Origin of the sequence: Nocardiopsis sp. NRRL B-16309 (assembly GCF_001279585.1) — a bacterium.
In the GTDB taxonomy this organism is placed as follows: Bacteria; Actinomycetota; Actinomycetes; order Streptosporangiales; family Streptosporangiaceae; genus Nocardiopsis.
Genome location: NZ_LGEC01000091.1, coordinates 39,705 through 63,222 on the forward strand (window position 1 = coordinate 39,705; position 23,518 = coordinate 63,222).

Below are 23,518 nucleotides of genomic sequence, written 5' to 3' on the forward strand. Positions count from 1 at the left end.
CCCACCGCCCCAGGTTCACGCACCCGAGGAAAGTGAGACAGATCCATGCAGATGCCCGTGCACCCCCTCCTCACCGGAGACACGGCCGCCACCCGGACCGACGACCCGCGCCTGGACTACGTCCGAACCCTCGACCGCACCGTCGTCCACCGGGAGTCCCTGGCGGAGGTCTTCGTCACCGACACCCAGTCCCTGGGCGACGACGCGCACGCGGCCGCCTCCCAGCTCCCCCGCTCGCACGCCTACTACGGCGACCACCTGCTGCGCCCCCGCCGCCACGACCCGGTGCTGCTGCTCGAAGCGTGCCGACAGGTGGGCCTGGCCATCGCGCACACCCACTACGGCGTTCCCTTCGACCACAAGTTCGTCCTCACCTCCCTGGGCATCAGCATCACCAGGCCCGAACGCATGGCCGTGGGCTCGGCGCCGTGCGAGCTCAGGATGCTGTGCTCGGTCGAGGACAAGCGGGTCAAGGAGGGGCGCGTGGTCGGCTACGACGCCCGGTTCCGGCTCTTCGTCGACGGCACCGAGGTCGGCAACGCCCTCGTCGGACTGCGCTTCAAGTCCCCCGAGAGCTACCGGGCGCTGCGCCTGCGCAACCGGGAGGGCGCCCCGGTGCCCTCCACGGCGACCTTCGACTTCACCGTCGCCGGTGAGGTGCCCACCCCCTACCTGGTCGGCCGGACGAGCAACGACAACGTGGTCCTGGCCGGGCTCGCCGGCGACGGTGACACCGCGTCGGCCTCGCTGCGGGTGCTGCCCCACCATCCGAGCCTGTTCGACCACGCCCAGGACCACCTTCCGGGCATGGTGCTGGTCGAGGCCGGCCGCCAGCTGGCCCTGAACACGCTCCTGGAAGCCCAGGGCACCTCGCCCGCCAAGGCCTACCCGGCCGAGATCACCGCCTCCTTCACCAGCTTCGGCGAGTTGGAGCCCCGGACCGACCTGCGGGCCCGCGTCGTGCCCGCGAACGAGCCCGCGCACGGCGTCTACTACACCCAGGGCGGGGTCGTGGAGTTCCTCGCGTCCGGGGACGGGGACGGCACCGGCCCGACCGCCGTCGAGGTGGACGTGCTCCAGGGGGGCGCGTCGATCTGCCGGATGGACGTCGGCCTCGTCCGCTTCCCCTCGTGACACCGGCCGCACCGCTCCACAGACAGGAGAACCCATGATCGCCACAGGTGGCGTGCCCGGTACGGGAGTCCGGAGCATCGCCTTCTTCGACGTGGACGAGACGCTCATCGGACCCAAGAGCATGTTCTCGTTCCTGGAGTTCCACCTCCGGGACGGCTCCCGGTCCGCCGGTTCCTACGAACGGGCCGTGGCCGAACTGAGCGCCGCGGCGGCCCGGGGCGTGCCCCGCCGGGACGTCAACCGCCTCTACTACCGGCTCATGGCGGGTGAGTCCGCCGTCGACCTGCGGGCGCGGGGCCGGGAGTGGTTCGCCGAGGCCGCCCTGGACCCCGGGTTCTGGCACTCCCCGGTCCTGGAGCGGCTGAGCCGGCACCGCGCCGAGGGAGACCTGGTCGTCCTGCTGTCGGGATCCTTCTTCGCCTGCCTGGAACCGGTCGGCGAGGCCGCGGGAGCCCACTGGGCGCTGGGGACCCGGCCGGTGGTCCGCGACGGGTTCCTCACCGGGGAGGTCCTCGTCCCGATGATCGGCGCGACCAAGGGGACGGCGGCCCGTGCGGCCGCCGCGGTACACGCCGTCCCCCTCGCCGACTGCACCGCCTACGGCGACCACGCGAGCGACCTGCCACTGCTGTCGGCCGTGGGCCGCCCGGTCGCCGTCGGCGAGGACGCGGTGCTCGCCGAGCACGCCGAAACCCACGGGTGGGAGCGCATCAGACTCGCGCCGCACCCCACGACGGCCGGGACGGCCCCCGTCGGGGGAGCATCCCGCTCGTCCGACCGGTGAGACCGGCACGTCCGATCACGCCACACGTTCTGTTCAAGGAGACGACCCATGTGTTCCCCCGCGATGATCATGGCCGCCATCGGCGGCGAGGGCGGGCACGCCTGCCCGCACCACCACGCCCCCTCCGCCGCCGACACGCCGCCCGCGGGCGGCGCACCGGAGCGGACCCGCCGGGCGGTGCGCGAGCGCCGGCCCGAGGGCACCCGCCCTTCGACGGAGCCCGGTCCGGCCCGGACCTCCGAGGGCCCCCGGCCCGGGGGCGCCAGCCGCCGCCACGCGCTGCGCACCGCGGTGGCCGGAGCCTTCGGCCTGGCCGGTGCGACCGTGCTGGCCGGACCGGCCGCCGCGGCCGCGGCCCCCACGGCGCCGCGCGGCCCCGTGCACCGGCTGCCGGAACTGCTGCACAGCGGACGGGTGCGGATGGCCGACCTCACCCATCCGCTCAGCGCCGACTTCCCGGTGTTCGAGCGGTTCGTGCGCAAGCCCGAGCAGAACCAGGTGATGTTCGAGGACGAGATCGGCTTCAACACCGCCGAGTGGACCTTCAACGAGCACTCGGGCACGCACATCGACGTGCCCGCCCACTGGGAGAACGGTCTGGCCACCGTCGACGAGGTCCCACTGAAGGACCTGGTGGCGCCGCTGGTGGTCATCCGCATCGCCGACCGCGCCGAACAGGACAACGTCACCGGGGTCACGGTGGCCGACATCCGGGCCTGGGAGCGCGCGAACGGCCGCGTGCCCCGGAGGGCGTTCGTGGCCATGGACAGCGGCTGGTACCGCAGGGTCGACAGCCCGGGGGACTTCCTCAACGTCGACCCGGTCACCGGTGCGACGCGTTTTCCCGGCTTCACCGCGGAGGCCGCCGACTTCCTGGTCACCGGCAGGGGCGTCGTGGGGCTGGGCGTCGACACGCCCAGCCTGGACATCGGCGCCGACCCCGAGCCCGTCGTCCACAGCATCCTGCTGACGACCGGCCACTACGGGCTGGAGAACCTGGCCGCGCTCGACCAGGTGCCCGACAAGGGGGCCGTGCTCATGGTCGGTGTGCCCCGCCTCCGGGGCGGGTTCGGCGCTCCGGTGCGGGCCACGGCCCTGGTCTGACCGGGCCCGGGGGCCACCGTCCTCCTCACAGCCATACAGCAAGAAGGAGACAGCACGATGACGATCGCCATCCTCAGTACGGGCTCGTACCTGCCGACCGACGTGGTCGGAAACGCCCCGCTCGCCCACGCGGCGGGTGTCACCGACGAGTGGATCCGCCGTAAGACGGGGATCCGGGAGCGCAGGCGCGCCGCACCGGACCAGGCCACCTCCGACCTCGCCGCCGAAGCGGGCCGCCGGGCCCTGGCCCAGGCGGGCGTTCCCGCCGACCGGCTCGCCTACGTCATCGTCGCCACGTCCACTCCGGACCACCCCCAGCCGGCGACGGCCAGCATCACCCAGGACCTGCTGGGCGCCCGGTCGGCCGCCGCCTTCGACGTCAACGCGGTGTGCAGCGGGTTCGTCTACGCCCTCTCCGTGGCCGAACACCTGCTGCGCCCCCACGGGGACGCCTACGCCCTGGTCATCGGCGCGGACATCTACTCCCGCATCCTCGACTACGGCGACCGCAGGACCGCCGTCCTGTTCGGTGACGGCGCGGGAGCGGTCCTGCTGGGCCCGGCCCACGACCGCGCCGGCGTCATCGGCACCGAGCTGCTCACCGACGGCGACCACCACCACCTGATCCGGGTGCCCGCGGGCGGCTCACGCCTGCCGGCCTCCCCGGAGACCCTGGAGCGGGGGGAGCACTTCTTCCAGATGGAGGGGCGGGGCGTGCGGGAGTACGTCACCCGGCGTCTGCCCGGCACGATCCACCGGATGCTCGACGGGCTGGGCGTGGACAGGGACGACGTCCGCCACTTCGTCCCCCACCAGGCCAACGGCGCGATGCTCACCGACATCTGGCCCTCGCTGGGGCTGGACCACGCCCACCTGCACCTGACCGTGGAGACACAGGGGAACACGGGTGCGGGATCGATCCCCGTGGCCCTGGACACGGTGCACCGGTCCGGCCTCCTCCAGCGGGACGACCTCGTCCTGCTCGCGGGCTTCGGCGGCGGCATGAGCGTCGGGCTGGCCCTGGTGCGGTGGAGCCCCGTCGCCGAGGTCCCGAGCCCCGTCCGCCACGACACCCGCGTCGGGGCGGCCCCCGTCCACGTCCCCGCGTGAGGTCCCGTCCCGGGGACGCGCGGGGGCGGGCCGCCGGGGACCGCGCGTACGCGCACACTCCGGGGGCGCCATTCGCGCGGATACGCGGTTCCGTCCATATCCCGCCGGCCGTCGTGGCCGTTCCCGGATTCCTCCTCGGAAAGGATTCGGGACACCACGGGACCACCGGACACGGATCCGCATTCCGTGACGCCCACCGTGTTCCGGATCCAGGCCGTCGTGCGCCATGCCGACGGCGTCGCTCACATGATCCTGGACGCCGCGCCCGGCTTTGAGTAGACCCGGGCCCGTGGGCGCGCCCGCGGGCCCGGTGTCATTCCTCGTTCAGGTCCACCAATTCGGTGCGTGCCTCGGCGCAGACCTCGGCGCACCGTCCCAGAAAGCGCACGAAATCCTTCTCCTCATCCGCGGTGAAGGCGCCGCTCAACCGCTTCTCCACCCGGATCGCGGCCTCGTCCGCCTGTTCGAGCAGGGCGCGGCCGCTGGGGGAGAGCCGGGTCTCCAGGATGTGGGAGTGCAGCGGGTGGGGTTTGCGCTCGATGAGTTCACGCCTGCTCAGCGTCGCGAGCACCGATGACATCGTCTGGGGGGTCACCAGGCACCGGCGGGCCAGGATCGCACCTGAGGCCCCGGGCTCCTCGGACAGGACGAGGAGCACCGTGTACTGGGGGACCGAGAGGTTGAACTGCCGCAGAACGGCGTGCTTCGCGGAGATCAGCTCCTGCTCGGCACGCTTGAGGTGATGACCGATCCGCTGGTCCATGGGAAGCTGGGTCATCTGGGAATCGTATCTCAGGGCGCTCGTCCCTCCGTGCTCGTCGGCCGTGGACCCGGCCGGTACCGGGGCGGCGCGAGCCGCCCCCGGCACGGGGGAGTCAGTACCGCGCGCCCGAGGTGGCCGCGGCGATGGTGTCGAGGTCGGCGATGTCCTCCTGGGCCAGGACCAGGTCGGCGCCCCGGAGGTTCTCGTCCAGGCGGGCGCGCCGCTTGGTGCCCGGGATGGGCACGACGGGCAGCCCCCACCGCTCGGCCTGGGCGTGGACCCAGGCCAGCGCCACCTGCCCCGGGGTCGCGCCGTGGGCCGCGGCCACCCGTTGCACGATGTCGAGCAGCGCCTGGTTGCGCACGGCGTTCTCACCGGAGAAGCGCGGCTTGCCGCGCCGGAAGTCGTCGGGTGCCAGCTCGGATTCCGCGGGCAGCGCGCCGGTGAGGAAGCCCCGGCCCAGCGGGGAGTAGGGAACGAAGCCCACACCGAGGCGCGCGCACTCCGCCACGACGGACTCCTCCACGTCACGGCTCCACAGCGACCACTCCGACTGCACGGCGGTGATCGGGTGCGTGGAGTGGGCGGCGCGCAGTTCCTCGGCGCTCACCTCGGACAGCCCGAGGTGGCGGACCTTGCCCCGGGCGACCAGGTCGGCCATGGCCCCGACGGTCTCCTCGATGGGGACGGAGGAGTCGCGGCGGTGCATGTAGTAGAGGTCGATGGTGTCGACGCCGAGGCGGGAGAGGCTGGCGTCGCAGGCCGTGCGCACGTACTCCGGGTCCCCCCGGAAGCTCCGGGCCCCGGTGTCCCGGTCCCGGATGATCCCGAACTTGGTGGCCAGGACGACCTCGTCGCGGCGCTCTCGGACCACCTTTCCGACCAACTGCTCGTTGGCCCCGTGCCCGTACATGTCCGCGGTGTCGAGGAAGTTGAGGCCCTGGTCCAGGGCGTGGTGAAGGGTGGCGAGGGACTCGGTCTCGTCGCTGGGGCCGTAGAACTCGCTCATGCCCATGCAGCCGAGCCCCTGGACGGATACGTCGGGGCCGTTGGTGGTCAACGGGACGGTCCGCATACGTACTCCTGTGGTCGGTGGTCGTGTTCGACGCGACTCAGGGACGGCGCCTCCTGCGGGGGACACGGCGAGGACGCCGTGGACGGCGCGTACGGCCTATCCTCCTGAATCTATGGGGTCAACCTATCATAAGGACTCTGATTCAACATCGACATCGATGACTCCAGGAGGTGGCCGCCCTCCCGGACCACCAGGGGCGGGGCCGTGCCTTCCGGCGACTCGTGCGGCAGGTGGCGGGAGACGATGACCTCGAAGGTCTCCGGGGCCTCTTCGACGGCCTCGGCCAGGGCCAGGCAGCCGGACAGCACGTGGTGACGGATCCACTCGGCGGTGTACAGGTCGGGGCGGTGTACAGGTCGGTTTCGGTCCCGGGGCGCAGTCGGACCCGCAGGTGCAGGCGCTCGTCCTCGGTGTGCGGGGAGACCACCATGACCTGGGCGGCCTCCACCGAGTCGACCTGGAGGGCCAGCGGGACCAGATCGTGCGGGGAGACCAGGCGGCTGAGCGGCCCCTGCGGGGCGTCGATGCGGCTGTGGGTGCGGACCGCGCGTCCGGGCAGGCCGCATGGGCACGTCGTCCACTCGGCGGTGGTGCCGGTGTCGTAGCGCAGCAGGGGAATGACGGCTTTGCCGTGCGTGACCGTGACCAGCATGCGCCCGCCGGTGATCTCGGTGTGCTGGTAGGGGAGGGGATGGAAGGTGTCGACCGCGCAGTCGGGGCCGCTGTGGCCGATGATCCAGGTTTCGGCCGACCCGAACAGGCTCCAGGCGCGCAGGTGGGGGAAGTGCGTGCGGATCAGGGAGCGTGTGTCGGCGTCCATGGCCGGCCCGCTCCAGAGCACCTTGCGCAGGAAGCCCAGGTCGCGGCCGGAGGCCGCGCAGAAGCGCAGCACACTGCGAAGGGTGTCCAGGGTGGTGGCCAGGGCGGTGACGCCGTGCCGCTCGAACAGGTCGAGGTAGGCGTCGATCATCTGGTCGGTCGGGGCGTCCATGGACAGTGTGGGCACTCCGGCCCGGGCGGCGAGCGCGTTGTGCAGATCGTGGCACGCGCGCATGTGGAAGGGAGTGCTCAGGGTGACGAGCAGGTCGCCCGGCTCGAGGGGGCGCACGTGCGGCGCGATCTCGTCCAGATACAGGTCGGAGGGGACCGCGCCCAAGCGCATGGTGGACCGTGTGCCGCCCATCACGTGCAGCGAGGCCCGGGTCAGGGCCGCGGGGTCGCTGCGCACCAGGGCGTCGATCGCCCGGCCCAGTTCGTCCCGCGCCAGCGTGGGCAGGTCGGCCAGGTCCAGTGGACGGCTGCCGGTGAAGCTGCCGTACTTGTCCCGCAGGACCGGGATCCTGGAGAGCCTGGCCAGTGCCTGCCTCAGGGACTGGCCCCCTCGGCGTGATACTCGCGCTTCGAAGGTCATCGTCATTCTCGTACTCGCATTCCTTGTATTCCGAGATGGCCAATACTGGCCACCCGGATCGATTGCGGTGCCGTAAATGAACTGGAAGTACCGGGAAACGCCCTGCCATTTCGCATTCAGTGGCGGACGGGGCCGAAGCCGGAACCACGCACATGAAGCAGTTAAGCAGAAGTGTGCGACGAGAATCCGGAGCGAAGTCACGGCATCGGTGACCAGGTGTGTACCGATCGTTATATTCCGTCGTGGGGGGCGGCTTCCGGATTGGCTCGGCGGCGGCGTTTCCAGATATGACCTTGATCACTTCACCAGGAAGTATTTCGACGGTGAAAGGGGGGCGGAGCATCGGATTCGTGCCCGGCCCCGTGCCGTCGCGGGGCCCGCGCTATAAGCTGGACCCGATCACCCGGGAGCACCGCACCGCCGCGGGGCCCGACGGGGCGCCCGCCCGAGCGAGGAAGTCTGTGATGAGTGACATCGAGCGCGAGGTCCACACGGTGGCCGCACGGGCCAAGGACGCGGCGGCCGACCTCGCCCCGCTCAGCCGCGCCGTGAAGGACGCCGCCCTGCTGGCGATCGCCGACACCCTCGTCAAGCGCGCCGACGAGGTCACGGCCGCCAACGCCGAGGACGTCGAGCGGGCGAAGGCGGACGGCACCACGCCGGCGATGATCGACCGGCTCACCCTCACTCCGCAGCGCGTGGAGGCCATCGCCGACGCCGTGCGGGAGATCGTCGAGCTCCCGGACCCCGTGGGCGAGTCCGTGCGCGGCGGTGTCCTGCCCAACGGCCTGGACCTGCGCCAGATCCGCGTGCCGCTCGGCGTCATCGGCATCATCTACGAGGGCCGCCCCAACGTCACGGTGGACGCCGCGGCCCTGTGCCTCAAGAGCGGCAACGCGGTCCTGCTGCGCGGCTCCTCCTCCGCCTACTCCTCCAACAGCGCGATCGTCGCGGTCCTGCGGGAGGCCCTGGAGGGCACCGGCGTCCCCGTCGACGCCGTCCAGCTGGTGCCCGGCCGGACCCGCGAGTCCGCGACCGCCCTGATGAAGGCCCGCGGCCTGGTCGACGTCCTCATCCCGCGCGGGGGCAAGACGCTCATCCAGTCGGTCGTGCGCGACTCCACCGTTCCGGTCATCGAGACCGGCGAGGGGCTGTGCCACGTCTACGTGGACGCCGACGCCGACCTCGACAAGGCGGTGGCCATCGCCACCAACGCCAAGGCCCAGCGGTGCTCGGTGTGCAACTCCGCCGAGACCCTGCTGGTCCACGCGGACGTCGCCGACGCCTACCTGCCGCGTGTCCTGGACTCCCTCGCCGAGGCCGGGGTGACGGTGCACGGGGACGAGCGCGTCCTGTCGGTCGCCGCCGCCCACGGCTCCCCGGCGACCGTGGTCGAGGCCACCGAGGAGGACTGGGCCACCGAGTACCTGTCCATGGACCTGGCCGTGCGCGTGGTGCCCACCATCGACGACGCGCTCGCGCACATCCGCCGGTACTCCACGCAGCACACCGAGGCCATCGTCACCGACTCCCTGCGGGCCTCCCGGTACTTCGTGTCCCGGGTGGACTCCGCCGCGGTCATGGTCAACGCCTCCACGCGGTTCACCGACGGCGGCGAGTTCGGCTTCGGCGCGGAGATCGGCATCTCCACGCAGAAGCTGCACGCCCGTGGACCGATGGGGCTCACCGAGATGACCTCCACGAAGTACGTGGTCACGGGGGACGGACACCTGAAGTAGCCGCACGCGCGGGGCCGTCCGAGGCCGTGCGCGCGACGCCGTGCCGCGAGGCCGCCCGGAGTTCCGGGCGGCCTCCTCCTTCCCGCGGTCGACGCCCGCGCCCGCACACCCGTGCGGTCCCGGAATGCCTTGGCACGCGGTCCATTCTCGTGTTGGAAACCTGGACGGAAGCGGATATTCGTCCAAAGAGGATTCCCAAAGCGACCATGAGTCGGTAGCTTCGCTGAGGTGTCACGGCGCTCTCCCCGCTCTCGGTCACCGAGGAGCGCCCGTTTCCCCCGCAGTCACCACGAGAGGAACCCCCTCGCATGAAGCTCCGGAACAAGGCCGCGACCGTGGCCGTGGCGGCACTGGCCGTCGGCGGATCCACCCTGATGGCCTCCCCGGCCCAGGCAGACCTGGTCACCGTGTGTTCGGGACACGGCGGTGCCATCACACTGCCGACGGACCTGGCGGTCCCGGCGGGTAAGAGCTGCTTCCTGGACGGCACGGTCGTCCAGGGCGACGTGATCGTCCGCCAGGGCGCCAACCTGCACGTCGTCGGCGGCGAGATCGAGGGCGAGGTGATCGTCCGCAAGGACGGCTACTTCGACGCCTCGGAGACCTCGGTCGGCGACCGGGTCGTCAACCGCGGCTCCTACGGCACCTACCTGGAGGACAGCTCCACCGGCGCCGCCGTGCGCGCGGTCGCCGTCGACGGGGCCGAGAACGACGGCTTCGCCTACGTCGTCGACTCCAGCGTGCGCAACATCAACGCCTCCACCGGCACGGTCTACGTGACCGGTTCGCACGTGAACGGCGCGGTCAAGGCCGAGGGTGTGGAGTTCGCCGACGTCTACGACACCGCCGTGCGCGGCGACCTCACGGTCACCGGTGCCACGAGCGGCGGCATCCTGTGCGACAGCGAGGTGATCGGCGACGCCACGTTCACGGGCGGCACCGGCCCGATCGCGGTCGGCGCCGGCGAGCAGGAGGACTTCTGCTCCTCGGTCAACTACGTGGACGGCGACCTGACCGTCAGCGACGTCACCGGCGGCGCCTACGTCGACAACAACATCGTCGGCGGGGACCTGGTCACCTCCGGCAACCAGCCGACCGCCCAGGTCGGCGACGCCAACCGCGTGCGCGGCGAGATCCTCACCGAGGAGGTCGCCCTGCGCGCCCTGGCCGCCGCCGTCACCGAGGAGTTCGCCGAGCACGAGGACGGCCTGCAGGACGAGGTCGAGGAAGCGCGTTCCGAGACCATCGACGAGGCCATGGAGGCCGGTCCCGCCTTCTAGGGACACCTGACGTCCCGGTCCCCACAGCCGGGTGCCCGGTCCCCACAGCCGGGCGGACACGAACACCGAAGCAGCGCCGACGGGCCCCACACCGTCGGCGCTGTCGTGTGTCCGGGGCCCCGCCGGACACCAGTGGAGCCCGCGTGCGGGTCGTCGCCACCGGTACGGGAGGGGCGGGCCACGGGGTCAGGGACGTGCCCGGAGTCCGCGCCGGGGCGATCGACGCGGGAGTGCGGGTCATCGCCGCGCGAACGGGAAGGGACCATGGAAGGGACCCGGGGAGCCCGGTCGGGGAGCCGGACGATTCTATGTTGGAACCATGACGACGGTCATGGTCGAGTGATACAGTCCACACATGGCTGACTCCGTGCGGCGTGTCGTGGTCTCGGGAGGATCCGGCGGTATCGGACGGGCGATCGTGGTCGCGCTCGCCTCCGAGGGGTACGAGGTCGTGGCCCTCGGGCGCGACTCCGCGCGCCTGGCCGCCCTGGAACGGGAGGCCGGAGCCTACGGCCTGGCCGTGCGCACCGAGGTGTGCGATCTGCGCGACGAACAGCAGGCGGTCTCGGTCGCCGAGCGGCTCGAACCGGTGTCGGTCCTGGTCAACAACGCCGGGACCGCGCGGACGGCGCCCCTGCGCGGGACCGGCCTGGAGCTGTGGGAGGACCAGATCCGCGTCAACGCGACCTCCGCCTTCCTGCTCACCCGCACCCTGCTCAACGGCATGCTCGAACGCGACCACGGGCGGGTCGTGTTCATCGCCTCCACCGCGGCGCTCGTGGGCGCCCGCTACACGGCCGCCTACACCGCCTCCAAACACGCCATGCTCGGGCTGGCCCGTGCGGTGGCGGCCGAGGTGTCGGGTACCGGCGTCACCAGCAACGCCGTGTGCCCCACGTTCGTCCGCAGCCCCATGACCGACCGCTCGGTGGCCCACATCGTCGAGCGCACCGGACGCGACGCCGGCCAGGCCGAGGCCGCCCTGGCCGCGGCCTCACCCCTGGGCCGCCTCGTCGAACCGGAGGAGGTGGCCGCCGCCGTCGCCTACTTCGTGAGCCCGGCGGCGCGCGCGGTCAACGGCCAGACCCTGACCATCGACGGAGGAGGCATCCACTCGTGAGTCCGTTCCGGGGGTCCGTACCCCTGACCGACCGCTGGGACCACTTCGACCTCCACCGGGCCGACGGGGTGGCGACGGTGACCCTCGACCGCCCCGACAAGCTCAACGCGCTGACCTTCGAGGCCTACGCCGACCTGCGCGACCTGCTGCTCGAACTCCCCCACCGCGGCGACACCCGGGTCCTGGTCCTGCGGGGGAGCGGGCGCGGGTTCTGCTCCGGCGGCGACGTCGACGAGATCATCGGCGCGACCCTGCGGATGGACCCCGACGACCTCCTGGCCTTCACCCGGATGACCGGCGAGGTGGTCAAGGCCATGCGCGAGTGCCCGGTCCCGGTGATCGCGGGAGTGCACGGCATCGCGGCCGGCGCCGGATCCGTCCTCGCCCTGGCCGCCGACTTCCGGGTGGTGGCCCGCTCGGCCCGGTTCGCCTTCCTCTTCACCAAGGTGGGGCTCTCCGGCGCCGACATGGGCGCCGCCTACCTGCTGCCGCGCGTGGTCGGGCTCGGCCACGCCACCAGGCTGCTCATGCTCGGCGACACCATCGGCGCGCAGGAGGCCGACCGCTGCGGGCTGGTGAGCGAACTCGTCGAGGACGACGCCCTGGACTCCGCGGTCGCCGCGCTGGCCGAGCGCCTCTCGGGCGGACCCGCCTTCGGCTACGCCCAGACCAAGGCCCTGCTCTCGCGCGAGCTGGACATGAACCTGTCCGGCTCGATCGAGCTGGAGGCCATGACCCAGGCACTGCTGATGAAGAGCGCCGACTACGCCGAGTTCCACGCCGCCTTCACCGGCAAGCGCCGACCCGAATGGAAGGGCCGCTGATGGAACCGGAACCGAACGACGTCCCGCTGGACGACTTCCGACCGAACCCCATGCTGCCGACCCCGCACAGCCTGGTCAATCCGCCCGAACTCGGGCCTCCGGTCGGCTTCTCGCACGCCGTCGTGACGGCACCGGGCACGACGGTCCACCTGGCGGGGCAGATCGCCTCGGGGGTGGACGGGCGCCTGGCCGCGGAGGGGATCACCGCCCAGTTCGACCTGGCCCTGGCCAACGTGGTGACCGCCGTGCGGGCCGCGGGCGCCGCGCCCGAGCACCTCGTCAACCTCACCGTCTACACCACCGACGTCGCCGGCTACCGGGCCGCCGCCAGGGACATCGGCCGGACCTACCGCCGCCACCTGGGACGCCACTACCCGGCGATGGCCCTGTTCGGCGTCACGGAGCTCTACGAGCCCGGGGCCCTGGTCGAGCTCGTCGGACTGGCCGTCATCCCCGACTGACCACCGCGCGCACGTGGGCCAGGGCGGGCTCGCGCAGCCGGGCGTGCAGGTCGAAGAACACCCGGGAGGCACGGCTGCCCGCCCACGGGCCGGGCAGCAGCTCGGGCGGCAGCCCCGGGTCGAGGAAGGGCATCCGGCGCCAGGCGTCGACGGTCCGCAGGTGGTCGGCGAAGGCCGCCGCCCGCGGGTCGCCCGCTCCGGCGGGGCCCGTGCGCCCCGCGGGTCCGCCGCGGCGCCAGGCGCCCAGGACGGGCTCGTGCTCGGACAGGAACTCCTGGTACATCGCCTGGAGGGCGGGCAGGTCCCACCAGAGGGCCACCGCCTCGCCCAGGTCCCGGAAGTCCAGGTGGGTGGCGTGGAACAGCTCCGCGTAGCCGTCCATGCCGAGGTCGCGCAGGGCCTGGCGGGCCTGGTCGGCCATGTGCGCGGGCGCGATCCACACCCCGGCGGCGGTCGTGCCGAACCCGAGCGTGGTCAGCCGGGAGCGCAGTGCGTGCCGGCGCCGCCGCTCGGACTCGGGGACGGAGAAGACCACGAGCACCCAGCCGTCGCCGACCCTGGCCACCTGGTGGCCGAAGATGCGGCGGTCGCCCTCGGCGAGGATGCGCCGACCCTCGTCGGAGAGCCGGTATCCGGCCACGCCGCCGAGGCGCTCGGGGGCCAGGAGGCCGCGCCGTTTGAGCCGGGAGACGGCCGAGCGCACCGAGGGCGCGTCCACGCCGAGCTCGGCCATGAGCGCGATGAGGTCGGCGACGCTGATCCAGCCGCCGATGTCGCGGGCGTAGGTGCCGAAGAAGGAGACGATCAGCGAGCGCGGGCGGCGGTTGACCCTCTCGGAGTCCCCGGTCGCGGCCGGGGGTGCCTGTTCGCTGTTTGACGTCACGGACACACGATAGCGCGGCCGGGCCGACGGGCCCCGGGCCGCGTCGGGGGCGGGGTCGTACGGGCGGCGCCGGTCGATACTTCATGTTGCTCTATTGACGGCCGTCATGCTTCCTGTAGATTCGGGAATGTGGGGTGGATCACTACGAGAGTCGAGGTCGCCCATGGGGTTCTCCCTGACCGACGCCGACCGCGCGTTCGCCGACTGGGTGGACGCGCGCGCCGCGGAACTCGCGCGCTCCGGGGGGCCGCAGGCCCCGCCGGGCCGGGTCGACCGCGGGCTGCTGCGCCGCCTGGCCGGGGCCGGACTCCTCGCGGCGCTCTTCCCCGGGGCCGGCGGGCGCGGTCACGGCGGTGCCGGGGGCGATGGGGGCGGTGACGGTGCTGCCCGGGGCGGTGAGGGCGGTGACGGTGCTGCCGGGGGCGATGGGCGTGGTGACGGCGGTGCCGGGGGCGGTGAGGGTGGTGACAGCGGTGCCGGGAGCGACGGCAGGGGTGACGACGCCGCCGACGGACCGCGGGAGGCACCCGCCACCCGGATCTGCCTGCTCCGCGAACGGCTCGCCCGCGTCGACACCCACGCCGAGACCGCGCTGGCCCTGCAGGGCCTGGGCGCCTATCCCGTCCTGCAGTCCGGGACCGACGACCAGCGCCGCCGGTGGATCCCCGCCGCCGCCTCCGGCACGGCCGTGGCCGCCTTCGCCCTCACCGAGCCCGGCGCCGGGTCCGACGCCGCCGCCCTCGCCCTGGCCGCGCGCCCCCACGGTGGCGGCTGGCGCCTGCACGGCGAGAAGACGTGGATCTCCAACGCGCCCGACGCCGACTTCTACACCGTCTTCGCCCGGACCACTCCGGGCACCCGGTCGCGGGGCGTGACCGCGTTCCTCGTGCCCGCCGACCGCCCCGGACTGTCGGGCACACCGCTGGAGATGCTCTCTCCGCACGCCCTGGGCCACCTGGTCCTGGACGGCGTCCCCGTCGGTCCGGACGACGTCATCGGCATCCCCGACCAGGGCTTTCCCGTGGCCATGCGCACGCTCGACCTGTTCCGCCCCAGCGTCGGGGCGTTCGCGGTGGGCATGGCCGACGCCGCGCTGGCCGCCGCCCGGGCGCACACCCGCGAGCGCGAGGCCTTCGGCGGCCCGCTGGACCGGATGCAGACGGTCGCCCACACCCTGGCCGAGATGGCCACACGCACCGAGGCGGCCCGCCTGCTCGTCTACTCCGCCGCGCAGGAGTACGACTCCGGCGGCGACGCCGTCACCGTCCGCTCGGCCATGGCCAAGCTCTTCGCCACCGAGACCGCCCAGTACGTCGTCGACGCCGCCGTCCAGCTGCACGGAGCCCGCGCGCTGGAACGCGGCCACCTGCTCGAACACCTCTACCGCGAGGTCCGCGCGCCCCGCGTCTACGAAGGCGCTTCGGAGGTGCAGCGCCAGATCATCGCTCGGCACTCGTAGCCCCGCCCCGACCGGAGGCCTCCATGTCGTCCCTGTCACCCACCGGCCACGTCGACACGTTCACCCGCGACCACCTGCCGCCGCCGGACCAGTGGCCCGTCCTCACGTTCGACCGCGCGCCCTCCTACCCCGACCGCCTCAACTGCGCCGAGCACCTCCTGGACGGCACGATCGCCGCCCACGGCGCCGATCGCCCGTGCCTGACCGGCGAGGACGAGTCCTGGACCTACGGCGATCTGCGCGACCGCGTCGACCGGATCGCGCACGTGCTCGTGGAGGAGACCGGCCTGGTCCCCGGCCAACGCGTCCTGCTGCGCGGCCCCAACTCCCCGTGGACCGCCGCCTGCTGGCTCGCCGTCCTCAAGGCCGGGGGCGTGGCCGTCACCGTCCTGCCCGTCCTGCGGTCGACCGAACTGGCCACCGTCCTTCGCTCCGCGCGCGTCACCCACGCCCTGTGCGACGCCCGCTTCCTCGACGAGCTGGCCACCGCCTGCGCCGACAGCGCCGCCGACCTGGGCGCCGCTCCCACGGTCCTGGCCTACGGGGGCACCGGCCCCGACGACCTCACGGCGCGCGCACAGCGCCACCCCGCACCGTTCACCGCGGTCCGCGTCGCCGCGGACGACGCCTGCGTGATCGCCTTCACCTCCGGCACCACCGGAGCCCCCAAGGGCTGCGTGCACTTCCACCGCGACGTCCTGGCGATCGCCGACACCTACTCCGCGCACGTGCTCCGGCCCACCCCGGAGGACGTCTTCACCGGAAGCCCGCCCTTCGGGTTCACGTTCGGCCTCGGCGGGCTGCTCGTCTTCCCCCTGCGCGCGGGCGCCTCCTCGCTCCTCCTGGAGCGCCCCCGCCCCGAGGCCCTGCTGGAGGCGGTCTCCGCGCGGGGCGCGACGATCGTGTTCACCGCGCCCACGGCCTACCGCGCCATGCTCGCGCGACTGGAGGCCGACGGGCGGAACGGCTACGACCTGTCCGGCCTGCGCCGGTGCGTCTCCGCCGGGGAGCACCTGCCCGCCGCCACCTGGCGGGCCTGGTACGAGGCGACGGGGGTGCGCATGCTCGACGGCATCGGGGCCACCGAGATGCTGCACATCTTCGTGTCCTCCTCGGACGAGCGCCTGCGCCCCGGCTCCACCGGTGTGCCGGTCCCCGGCTTCACCGCCGCCGTCCTGGACGACGACGGCCGGCCCGTGCCCGACGGCCAGCCCGGCCACCTGGCGATCCGGGGCCCGGTCGGCTGCCGCTACCTCGCCGACGAGCGCCAGACCGTCTACGTCCGGCACGGCTGGAACGTCACCGGCGACACCTACGTCCGCGACGAGGACGGCTACCTGTGGTACCGGGCGCGCAGCGACGACATGATCGTCTCCGCCGGCTACAACATCTCCCCCGCGGAGGTGGAGGAGGCACTGCTCACCGCCCCGGAGGTGGAGGAGGCCGCCGTCGTGGGCGTGGCCGACCCCGAGCGCGGCCAGATCGCCCGCGCCTACGTGGTCCTGCGCGAGGGCACCGCCCCCGGGGACGACACGGCCGCCCGGCTCAAGGCGCACGTCCGCGAGCGGATCAGCCCCTACAAGACGCCGCGGTCCATCGAGTTCCTGGCCGCGCTGCCCCGCACGGCCACCGGCAAGCTCCAGCGGTTCAAGCTCCGCGAGGCGCCCTGAGCCGGGACCGCAGGACCAGCGTGTCCCGGGCGCACGGCCGGGGCCGGGGACGCGGACCGGAACCGAATCCAGCAGAAAGGCGGGCGGCATGCGCATCGCGTGCGTCGGGGGCGGTCCCGGCGGCCTCTACTTCGCGGCACTGACCAAGCGGCTCGACCCCGCGCACGAGATCACCGTCTACGAGCGCAGCGCGCCCGACGACACGTTCGGGTTCGGCGTCGTGCTCTCCGACGAGACCCTCGGCGGCATCGAGCACGCCGACCCGGAGGCGTACGCCGCGCTGGCGGCGGAGTTCGCGCGCTGGGACGACATCGACATCCACTACCGGGGCGCCGTCGTCACCTCCGGCGGCCACGGGTTCGCGGCGATCGGGCGCCGGCGCCTCCTGCGGATCCTGCGCGCCCGCTGCGCCGAACTCGGCGTCGTGGTGCGCACCCGCACCGAGGCACCGCCCGCGGCCGGGCTGGCCCGCACCCACGACCTCGTCGTGGCCGCCGACGGCGCCAACAGCGCGACCCGGGCCGCGCACGCCGACGCCTTCGGCACCACCCTCGACCGCCGCGGCAACCGGTTCATGTGGCTGGGCACGGACCTGGTCTTCGACGCTTTCCGGTTCCACGTCCTGGAGACACCGCACGGCGTGATGCAGCTGCACTGCTACCCCTACGCCACGGACACCAGCACGTTCCTGGTGGAGATGCACGAGGACGTGTGGCGCGCGGCCGGGTTCGCCGACCTCGCCCCGCGCGACCCGGCACCGGGGGCGAGTGACACCGAGAGCATCGCCCGCTGCGAGAAGCTCTTCGCCGAGGTGCTGGACGGGCACCGGCTGCGGCCCAACCACTCGCGGTGGCAGAGCTTCACCACCGTGCGCAACGCCACCTGGCGGCACGGCAACACCGTGCTGCTGGGCGACGCCGCGCACACCGCCCACTTCTCCATCGGCTCGGGCACCAAACTCGCCATGGAGGACGCCCTGGCCCTCGCCGCCTGCCTGCACGAGAACGATTCCCTCGACGCGGCCCTGGCCGCCTACGAGGCCGAGCGCGTCCCCCTCGTGGCCAGTACCCAGCGCGCCGCCCAGGCCAGTCTGGAGTGGTTCGAGGACATCGGCGGGCACGTGGGTCAGGAACCCGTCCAGTTCGCGTTCAACCTGCTCACCCGCAGCCGCCGGGTCACCTATGACAACCTGCGCCTGCGCGACCCCGAGTTCGTGGCCCGCGTCGACGACTGGTTCGCCGGCCAGGTCGCGTCCGCCGCCGGCACGGGCGTCGGCTCAGACACCGGCTCGGACACCGGCACCGGATCCCGGGGCGGTGCCGCCGCCGGTCCACCGGCCGCCGAACGGCGGCCCCCGATGTTCCACCCCTTCCGGCTGGGAGAGACCGAACTCGTCAACCGGGTCGTGGTCTCGGCCATGGACATGTACTCGGCCGTGGACGGCACGCCGCAGGACTTCCACCTGGTCCACCTGGGCGGAAAGGCGCTGGGCGGAGCCGGGCTCGTCATGACCGAGATGGTGTGCGTGTCGGCCGAGGGACGCATCACGCCCGGCTGCACCGGCCTGTACCGGCCCGAGCACGAGACCGCCTGGCGCCGCGTCACCGACTTCGTGCACGAGCACTCCCGGGCGCGGATCGGCGTCCAGCTCGGCCACTCCGGGCGCAAGGGCTCCACCCGCCTCATGTGGGAGGGCATCGACCAGCCGCTGCCCGAGGGCAACTGGCCGGTCGTGGCGCCCTCACCGCTGCCCTACCGGCCGGGCGTCAACCAGGTCCCGCGCGAGCTCGACGCCGAGGGGCTGGCGGTGGTCCGCGACGACTTCACCGCCGCCGCGCGGGCCGCCGACCGCGCCGGGTTCGACGTCCTCGAGCTGCACTGCGCCCACGGCTACCTGCTCTCCAGCTTCCTGTCGCCGGTCACCAACCACCGGACCGACCGCTACGGCGGCGACCTGGCGGGCCGGCTGCGCTACCCGCTGGAGGTCATGGCGGCCGTCCGCGCCGTCTGGCCCGACCACAAGCCGCTCACCGTGCGCATCTCCGCCACCGACTGGGTCGAGGACGGCACCACCGCGGCGGACGCCGTGGCCATCGCCCGCGCGTTCGCCGACGCCGGAGCCGACGCCATCGACGTCTCCACCGGCCAGGTCACCCCCGACGAACGGCCCGTCTTCGGACGCGGCTACCAGGTGCCCTTCGCAGAGCGGATCCGCCGGGAGGCGGCCGTGCCCGTGATCGCGGTGGGGGCGATCTCGTCCTACGATGACGTCAACTCGACCGTCCTGGCCGGGCGCGCCGACCTGTGCGCGCTCGCCCGGCCGCACCTGTACGACCCGCACTGGACGCTGCACGCCGCGGCCGAGCAGGGATACGAGGGGCCGGGCGCCACCTGGCCGATCCCGTTCCGGGCGGGCAGCCGCAAGCCGCCCACCGGGCGCACGGACGGCCCCCGCCCGCGCCTGGAGCTGCTGGACGGCGGCGCCAGGACCCGCCACCGGCGCTGGCGCCCGGGCCGGTGACCAGGGCGCGCACGCGCGCCGGACACGCGGCGCCCGATCCGGCCGCACCGGCACCCGAGACCCGACCCGTCCACACCGGTACCCGAGACCTGACCCGCAGGCACCCCGACCGCGAGGAGCACCCGTGCCGACCACCGAGTCCTACGGCGCCCATCCCAGCCAGACCGTGCACCGGTGGGAGGCGCGGGGGACCGGCGGCGCGCCCGCTCCCGTCGCGGTCGTGCTGCACGGCGGCTGGTGGCGCGACCAGCACGACGCCCACCTCATGGACCCCCTGGCCCGCGACCTGTCCGACGCCGGATGGGCGGTGTGGAACGTGGAGTACCGGCGGACCGGCGCCGACGGCGGCGGCTGGCCCCGCACCCTCGACGACGTCTCTGACGCCCTGGAACTGGTCGCCGACACCGCGGCCCGCGCGCCGGGCCGGTTCGACACGGCCCGGGTGGTGGCCATCGGCCACTCCGCCGGCGGCCACCTGGCCCTGCTCAACGCCGCTACGGCGGAGCGGACCCCGGTGACCTCGGTGGTGGCCCTGGCGCCCGTCACCGATCTGGAGCGCAGTGCCCGGGCGGGGCTGGGGGAGGGCGCCGTCACCCCGTTCCTGGGCGCGGACCCCTCGGACGAGCTGTACGCCGCCAGTTCGCCGGTGCGGCGGGTGCCGGCCGGGGTGCCGCTGCTGGTCGTCCACGGCGACGCCGACCAGCGCGTCCCGGTGGAGCACAGCCGCGACTACGTGGCCGCGGCGCGGGACGCCGGGGACTCCGTGGCCTACCACGAGGTGGCCGGCGCCGACCACTTCGCGGTCATCGATCCGGCACACGCGGCCTGGCGGGGTGTGCGCGCCCACCTGGAGGGGTGATCCACCCGGAGGGGTGGTCCCGCGCCGTACGGTGCCCGGCCGCCCCTGCCGGCCGTGGTCGCGACTCCCCGCGGCCCCGCTCCGCGCGCGTCGGAACCGCCCCCGGCGACGGGACCGGCGGAGGGCGGCCCCGCAGGGCCGCCCGCAGCCGACCGGTCAGGAGGAGCCGTTGGCGCCCTCGTCGCGGCGCGGGCCGCCGCGCCAGCGGTCGGCGACGCTGTCGAAGATCTTCCCGCCGGCGCTGGCCGCGCTGCCCGCGACGTCGCGCAGGGTGCCCAGCAACGGGTCCTCGGACCGCTCCCAGGACTCCCTGTAGGACTTGGCGGCGTTGCGCGCCTCCTCGCCCACCCTGGCGTCGCGGTCGCTCGCGCGGCGCGGGTAGTCGCCGTCGATGATGCGCTGGTAGGAGCCGTCCTCGATCCACCGGTGCAGCTGCGCCAGGCGCACCACCGCGAAGGGGTGCGTGGTGCCCATCAGGCTGAGCAGCTTGAGGAAGCTGTCGCGGGCGTCGCCGCCGGACTCGTACTCCCGTGCCTGCTCCAGGAAGGCGTCCGGGTTCATCTCCACCAGCTTGGAGCCGCCCGCGAGCTTCATCAGGGCGCGCTTGGCGGCCTCGGGGTCCTGGCAGGCCAACAGGCCGGCGCGGTCACAGGAGAGCTCGGACTTGCGGTACCACTCCTCCAGGGCGGCGACGATGGCGCGCAGCCCGATGTAGCCGAGGGGGATCCACGCCACGCGGGCCGCGAGCTGGATCAGCGCCAGCAGCATCGTGCGGTAGACGGCGTGCCCGCTCAGGATGTGTCCGACCTCGTGGCCGATGACGAAGCGCTGCTCCTCCGCCTCCAACAGGTCGAACAGGCCCGTGGTCATGACGATGAACGGCTTCTGGCTGCCGATCGCCATGGCGTTGGGCTTGGGGTTCATCTGGACGTAGAGCTCGGGCACCTCGTCCAGGTCCAGGACGTAGGCGGCGTCGCGGACGTAGTCGTGCAGGTGCGGGAACTGGGTGGGTCCCACGCGCACCGCGCCGGACAGGAACATGAGTCGCAGTGCGCGCTCGTTGAACAAGCCCGACATGCGCTTGAACACCTCGTCGAACCCGCGCAGCGATCGCAGCGCGACCAGCGCGCCGCGGTCGGCGGGGTGCTCGTAGGCACGGGGTGAGATCTCTGGGAGCCGGACGCGTACGCGGTCTGGAGTGTTGGCCATATCGGCATGCTATGCGCCGTGATGCCGCTTGGCCACGGTTTCGGGCCATCGAGATATGACGCGATTCGCCGGTCTCTCGCGATCGCTCCGGGAAGCTCTCGGAAGTACGGCGTGTTCCGGGTCGTTGACGTACACGAGGGGCATGAGGGGGCGCGGAGCCGGCGTCGGCTAACCTCGGTTGGCCGATCCCGGCAACGTCCACCGTGAAACGACTCAGGAGCGCACAGTGGCGCACGAAGCAGACGGCGCGACCGCGGGCGAACCGACCCGCCGCAAGGCAGCCGCCCCGGCCAGGGTCGGCATCATGGGCGGTACCTTCGACCCCATCCACCACGGACACCTCGTCGCGGCCAGTGAGGTCGCCCACCTGTTCGGGCTCGACGAGGTCGTCTTCGTCCCGACCGGCCAGCCCTGGCAGAAGGACCTCGACAAGGTCACCCCCTCCGAGGACCGCTACCTCATGACGGTCATCGCCACGGCGGAGAACCCCCAGTTCCGCGTGGACCGGGTGGAGATCGACCGCGACGGCCCCACCTACACCATCGACACCCTGCGCCAGATGCGCCACACCTACGGCCCCGACGTGGAGCTGTTCTTCATCACCGGGGCCGACGCCCTCGGCGCCATTCTGAGCTGGCACAACGTGGACGAACTTTTCGAGCTCGCGCATTTCGTAGGCTGTAACCGTCCTGGACACCACCTCAGCGACACCGGACTGCCCGAGGGCAAGGTCTCGCTGGTGGAGGTACCGGCCCTGTCCATCTCCTCGACGGAGTGCAGGGAGCGGGTCCGCAAGGGCGAACCCATCTGGTACCTGGTGCCCGACGGCATCGTCCGCTACATCCACAAGACCGGGCTCTACCGCGAGAGCTGAAAGGCAGCTAGCACAACGTGACAGTCACCGACAGGGCACTCGAACTGGTCAAGGTCGCGGCCCAGGCCGCATCCGACAAGCTCGCCCAGGAGATCATCGCCTACGACGTCAGCGAGCAGCTCGTCATCACCGAGGCCTTCGTGCTCTGCTCGGCGCCGAACGACCGGCAGGTCCGTTCGATCGTCGACGAGATCGAGGACCGGCTCCGCATCGAGGGCGGGGCCAAGCCCGTGCGCCGCGAGGGCGAACGCGACGGCCGGTGGGTGCTGCTCGACTACGCCGACATCGTCGTGCACATCCAGCACGAGGAGGAGCGCGGCTTCTACGGCCTGGAGCGGCTGTGGAAGGACTGCCCCGAGATCGAGCTCCCCGAGGGGGCGCGGGGCGCCGACCGCACCCCGTTGGACGAGCAGTAACCCGAGCGGAGAGACACCACGTGAGCGACACGCCTCGAGTGCTGTTCTGGCGGCACGGACGCACGGCATGGAACGTCGAGAACCGTTTCCAGGGGCAGACCGACATCGAACTCGACCCGGTCGGCCACGCCCAGGCCGAGCGGGCGGGGCGGCTGCTCGCGGCGATGGGGCCCTCCCTCATCGTCTCCTCCGACCTCAAGCGCACGGCCGACACCGCCGGGTACCTCAGCCGTGCGTGCGGGATCCCGGTGGAGTTCGACAAGGGCCTGCGTGAACGCTTCGGCGGGTCCTGGGAGGGCATGACCGGCGTCGAGCTCTCCGCCCGCTGGCCGATCGAGCACGCGCGCATGGACATCCCGGACGGGGAGCACATCAGCGAGGTGGGCGACCGCATGAGCGCGGCCGTCGACCGCGCGCTGGAGCGCACCCCGGCGGGCGGTCTGCTCGTGGTCGTCAGCCACGGGGCCGCGCTGCGCGTGGCCATCGCCCGGATGCTGGGCGTGCCCGACGAGCAGCGCGAGATCCTCGGCCCGCTCAGCAACTGCAGCTGGACCGTGCTCCAGCGGCGCCGCGAACAGTGGCGCCTGATGGAGCACAACGCCGCCAGCCTGCCCGAACCGGTCGTCCTCAGCGACGACGCCTGAGAATCCGTTTCGACGTTCGCGCCGGATTCCGCTATGGTTCTGGGAGTCGGAAGGGGCTCGCCCCCGACGACTCCCACACGGGGCTATGGCGCAGTTGGTAGCGCGCCTCCATGGCATGGAGGAGGTCTGGGGTTCGAATCCCCATAGCTCCACGGACTCAGGACGACCCTGCTCGGGG

Annotated in this window: 21 protein-coding genes and 1 tRNA gene; 17 read left to right on the forward strand and 5 right to left on the reverse strand. The window is 72.8% G+C overall.

Annotation, left to right across the window (positions count from 1 at the left end; all coding sequences use genetic code 11):
* Positions 1-45: 45 nt before the first annotated feature.
* Genes ADL05_RS20615 through ADL05_RS20630 form a run of 4 tightly spaced genes read left to right on the forward strand, consistent with a single transcriptional unit; the run spans position 46 to position 4,132 of the window.
* Positions 46-1,134, forward strand: coding sequence for a ScbA/BarX family gamma-butyrolactone biosynthesis protein (locus ADL05_RS20615; protein ID WP_053618637.1), 1,089 nt, complete (start codon positions 46-48; stop codon positions 1,132-1,134).
* 34 nt (positions 1,135-1,168) lie between these two features.
* A complete protein-coding gene (locus ADL05_RS20620; protein WP_053618638.1) occupies positions 1,169-1,918 on the forward strand; it encodes an HAD family phosphatase in 750 nt (249 codons plus the stop codon).
* A gap of 48 nt (positions 1,919-1,966) precedes the next feature.
* Positions 1,967-3,022, forward strand: coding sequence for a cyclase family protein (locus ADL05_RS20625; RefSeq protein WP_156365939.1), 1,056 nt, complete (start codon positions 1,967-1,969; stop codon positions 3,020-3,022).
* Between the two features lie 57 nt (positions 3,023-3,079).
* Positions 3,080-4,132: a 3-oxoacyl-ACP synthase III family protein gene (locus tag ADL05_RS20630; RefSeq protein ID WP_053618640.1), complete on the forward strand. Its 1,053-nt coding sequence runs from the start codon at positions 3,080-3,082 to the stop codon at positions 4,130-4,132.
* Between the two features lie 313 nt (positions 4,133-4,445).
* Here ADL05_RS20630 and ADL05_RS20635 read toward each other — a convergent pair whose 3' ends face one another.
* The 3 genes from ADL05_RS20635 to ADL05_RS20645 form a co-directional block, all read right to left on the reverse strand.
* Positions 4,446-4,910, reverse strand: coding sequence for a MarR family winged helix-turn-helix transcriptional regulator (locus ADL05_RS20635; protein WP_053618641.1), 465 nt, complete (start codon positions 4,908-4,910; stop codon positions 4,446-4,448).
* Positions 4,911-5,007: 97 nt separating this feature from the next.
* Positions 5,008-5,970 carry an aldo/keto reductase gene (locus ADL05_RS20640; RefSeq protein ID WP_053618642.1) on the reverse strand — a complete coding sequence of 321 codons (963 nt, stop codon included), beginning with the start codon at positions 5,968-5,970 and terminating at the stop codon, positions 5,008-5,010.
* A 142-nt stretch (positions 5,971-6,112) separates the two neighbouring features.
* On the reverse strand, positions 6,113-7,387 hold the full coding sequence (locus ADL05_RS20645) for an AMP-dependent synthetase (RefSeq protein WP_231640839.1): 1,275 nt from the start codon (positions 7,385-7,387) through the stop codon (positions 6,113-6,115).
* Between the two features lie 458 nt (positions 7,388-7,845).
* Between ADL05_RS20645 and ADL05_RS20650 the strand changes: the two genes are divergently transcribed.
* The 5 genes from ADL05_RS20650 (at position 7,846) to ADL05_RS20670 (ending at position 12,805) form a co-directional block, all read left to right on the forward strand.
* Positions 7,846-9,120 carry a glutamate-5-semialdehyde dehydrogenase gene (locus tag ADL05_RS20650; RefSeq protein WP_053618643.1) on the forward strand — a complete coding sequence of 425 codons (1,275 nt, stop codon included), beginning with the start codon at positions 7,846-7,848 and terminating at the stop codon, positions 9,118-9,120.
* Positions 9,121-9,428: 308 nt separating this feature from the next.
* Positions 9,429-10,400 carry a hypothetical protein gene (locus ADL05_RS20655; RefSeq protein WP_053618644.1) on the forward strand — a complete coding sequence of 324 codons (972 nt, stop codon included), beginning with the start codon at positions 9,429-9,431 and terminating at the stop codon, positions 10,398-10,400.
* A gap of 355 nt (positions 10,401-10,755) precedes the next feature.
* On the forward strand, positions 10,756-11,520 hold the full coding sequence (locus ADL05_RS20660) for an SDR family NAD(P)-dependent oxidoreductase (protein ID WP_053618645.1): 765 nt from the start codon (positions 10,756-10,758) through the stop codon (positions 11,518-11,520).
* Positions 11,517-12,344, forward strand: a complete 828-nt coding sequence (locus ADL05_RS20665; RefSeq protein ID WP_053618646.1) for an enoyl-CoA hydratase family protein — start codon at positions 11,517-11,519, stop codon at positions 12,342-12,344. The genes ADL05_RS20660 and ADL05_RS20665 overlap by 4 nt, the downstream gene beginning before the upstream one ends.
* Positions 12,344-12,805, forward strand: a complete 462-nt coding sequence (locus ADL05_RS20670; RefSeq protein ID WP_053618647.1) for a RidA family protein — start codon at positions 12,344-12,346, stop codon at positions 12,803-12,805. The genes ADL05_RS20665 and ADL05_RS20670 overlap by 1 nt, the downstream gene beginning before the upstream one ends.
* Here the strand turns inward: ADL05_RS20670 and ADL05_RS20675 are convergent.
* Complete coding sequence (locus ADL05_RS20675) at positions 12,792-13,688, reverse strand: PaaX family transcriptional regulator C-terminal domain-containing protein (protein WP_082376648.1); 897 nt, start codon at positions 13,686-13,688, stop codon at positions 12,792-12,794. The two genes, ADL05_RS20670 and ADL05_RS20675, sit on opposite strands and share 14 nt — an antisense overlap.
* Positions 13,689-13,851: 163 nt before the next feature.
* On the opposite strand from ADL05_RS20675, the gene ADL05_RS20680 reads away from it, so the two are divergent.
* The 4 genes from ADL05_RS20680 to ADL05_RS20695 all read left to right on the forward strand — a co-directional run bounded on the left by ADL05_RS20680 (position 13,852) and on the right by ADL05_RS20695 (position 20,197).
* Positions 13,852-15,147, forward strand: coding sequence for an acyl-CoA dehydrogenase family protein (locus tag ADL05_RS20680; protein ID WP_053618649.1), 1,296 nt, complete (start codon positions 13,852-13,854; stop codon positions 15,145-15,147).
* 23 nt (positions 15,148-15,170) lie between these two features.
* Entirely contained in the window at positions 15,171-16,817 is a 1,647-nt protein-coding gene (locus ADL05_RS20685) for an AMP-binding protein (protein WP_053618650.1), read from the forward strand.
* An 88-nt stretch (positions 16,818-16,905) separates the two neighbouring features.
* Positions 16,906-19,338 carry a bifunctional salicylyl-CoA 5-hydroxylase/oxidoreductase gene (locus ADL05_RS20690; RefSeq protein WP_053618651.1) on the forward strand — a complete coding sequence of 811 codons (2,433 nt, stop codon included), beginning with the start codon at positions 16,906-16,908 and terminating at the stop codon, positions 19,336-19,338.
* Between the two features lie 124 nt (positions 19,339-19,462).
* On the forward strand, positions 19,463-20,197 hold the full coding sequence (locus ADL05_RS20695; protein ID WP_053618652.1) for a S9 family peptidase: 735 nt from the start codon (positions 19,463-19,465) through the stop codon (positions 20,195-20,197).
* A gap of 156 nt (positions 20,198-20,353) precedes the next feature.
* On the opposite strand, the gene ADL05_RS20700 is transcribed toward ADL05_RS20695, so the two are convergent.
* Entirely contained in the window at positions 20,354-21,406 is a 1,053-nt protein-coding gene (locus tag ADL05_RS20700; protein ID WP_053618653.1) for a M48 family metallopeptidase, read from the reverse strand.
* A 226-nt stretch (positions 21,407-21,632) separates the two neighbouring features.
* Between ADL05_RS20700 and nadD the strand changes: the two genes are divergently transcribed.
* From nadD to ADL05_RS20720, 4 genes are all read left to right on the forward strand, one after another.
* Positions 21,633-22,280, forward strand: coding sequence for a nicotinate-nucleotide adenylyltransferase (nadD, locus tag ADL05_RS20705; RefSeq protein ID WP_082376650.1), 648 nt, complete (start codon positions 21,633-21,635; stop codon positions 22,278-22,280).
* A gap of 17 nt (positions 22,281-22,297) precedes the next feature.
* On the forward strand, positions 22,298-22,696 hold the full coding sequence (rsfS, locus tag ADL05_RS20710; RefSeq protein WP_053618654.1) for a ribosome silencing factor: 399 nt from the start codon (positions 22,298-22,300) through the stop codon (positions 22,694-22,696).
* Between the two features lie 20 nt (positions 22,697-22,716).
* Positions 22,717-23,340, forward strand: a complete 624-nt coding sequence (locus ADL05_RS20715) for a histidine phosphatase family protein (RefSeq protein ID WP_053618655.1) — start codon at positions 22,717-22,719, stop codon at positions 23,338-23,340.
* A gap of 79 nt (positions 23,341-23,419) precedes the next feature.
* A tRNA-Ala gene (locus tag ADL05_RS20720) sits at positions 23,420-23,492 on the forward strand.
* Positions 23,493-23,518: the final 26 nt, after the last annotated feature.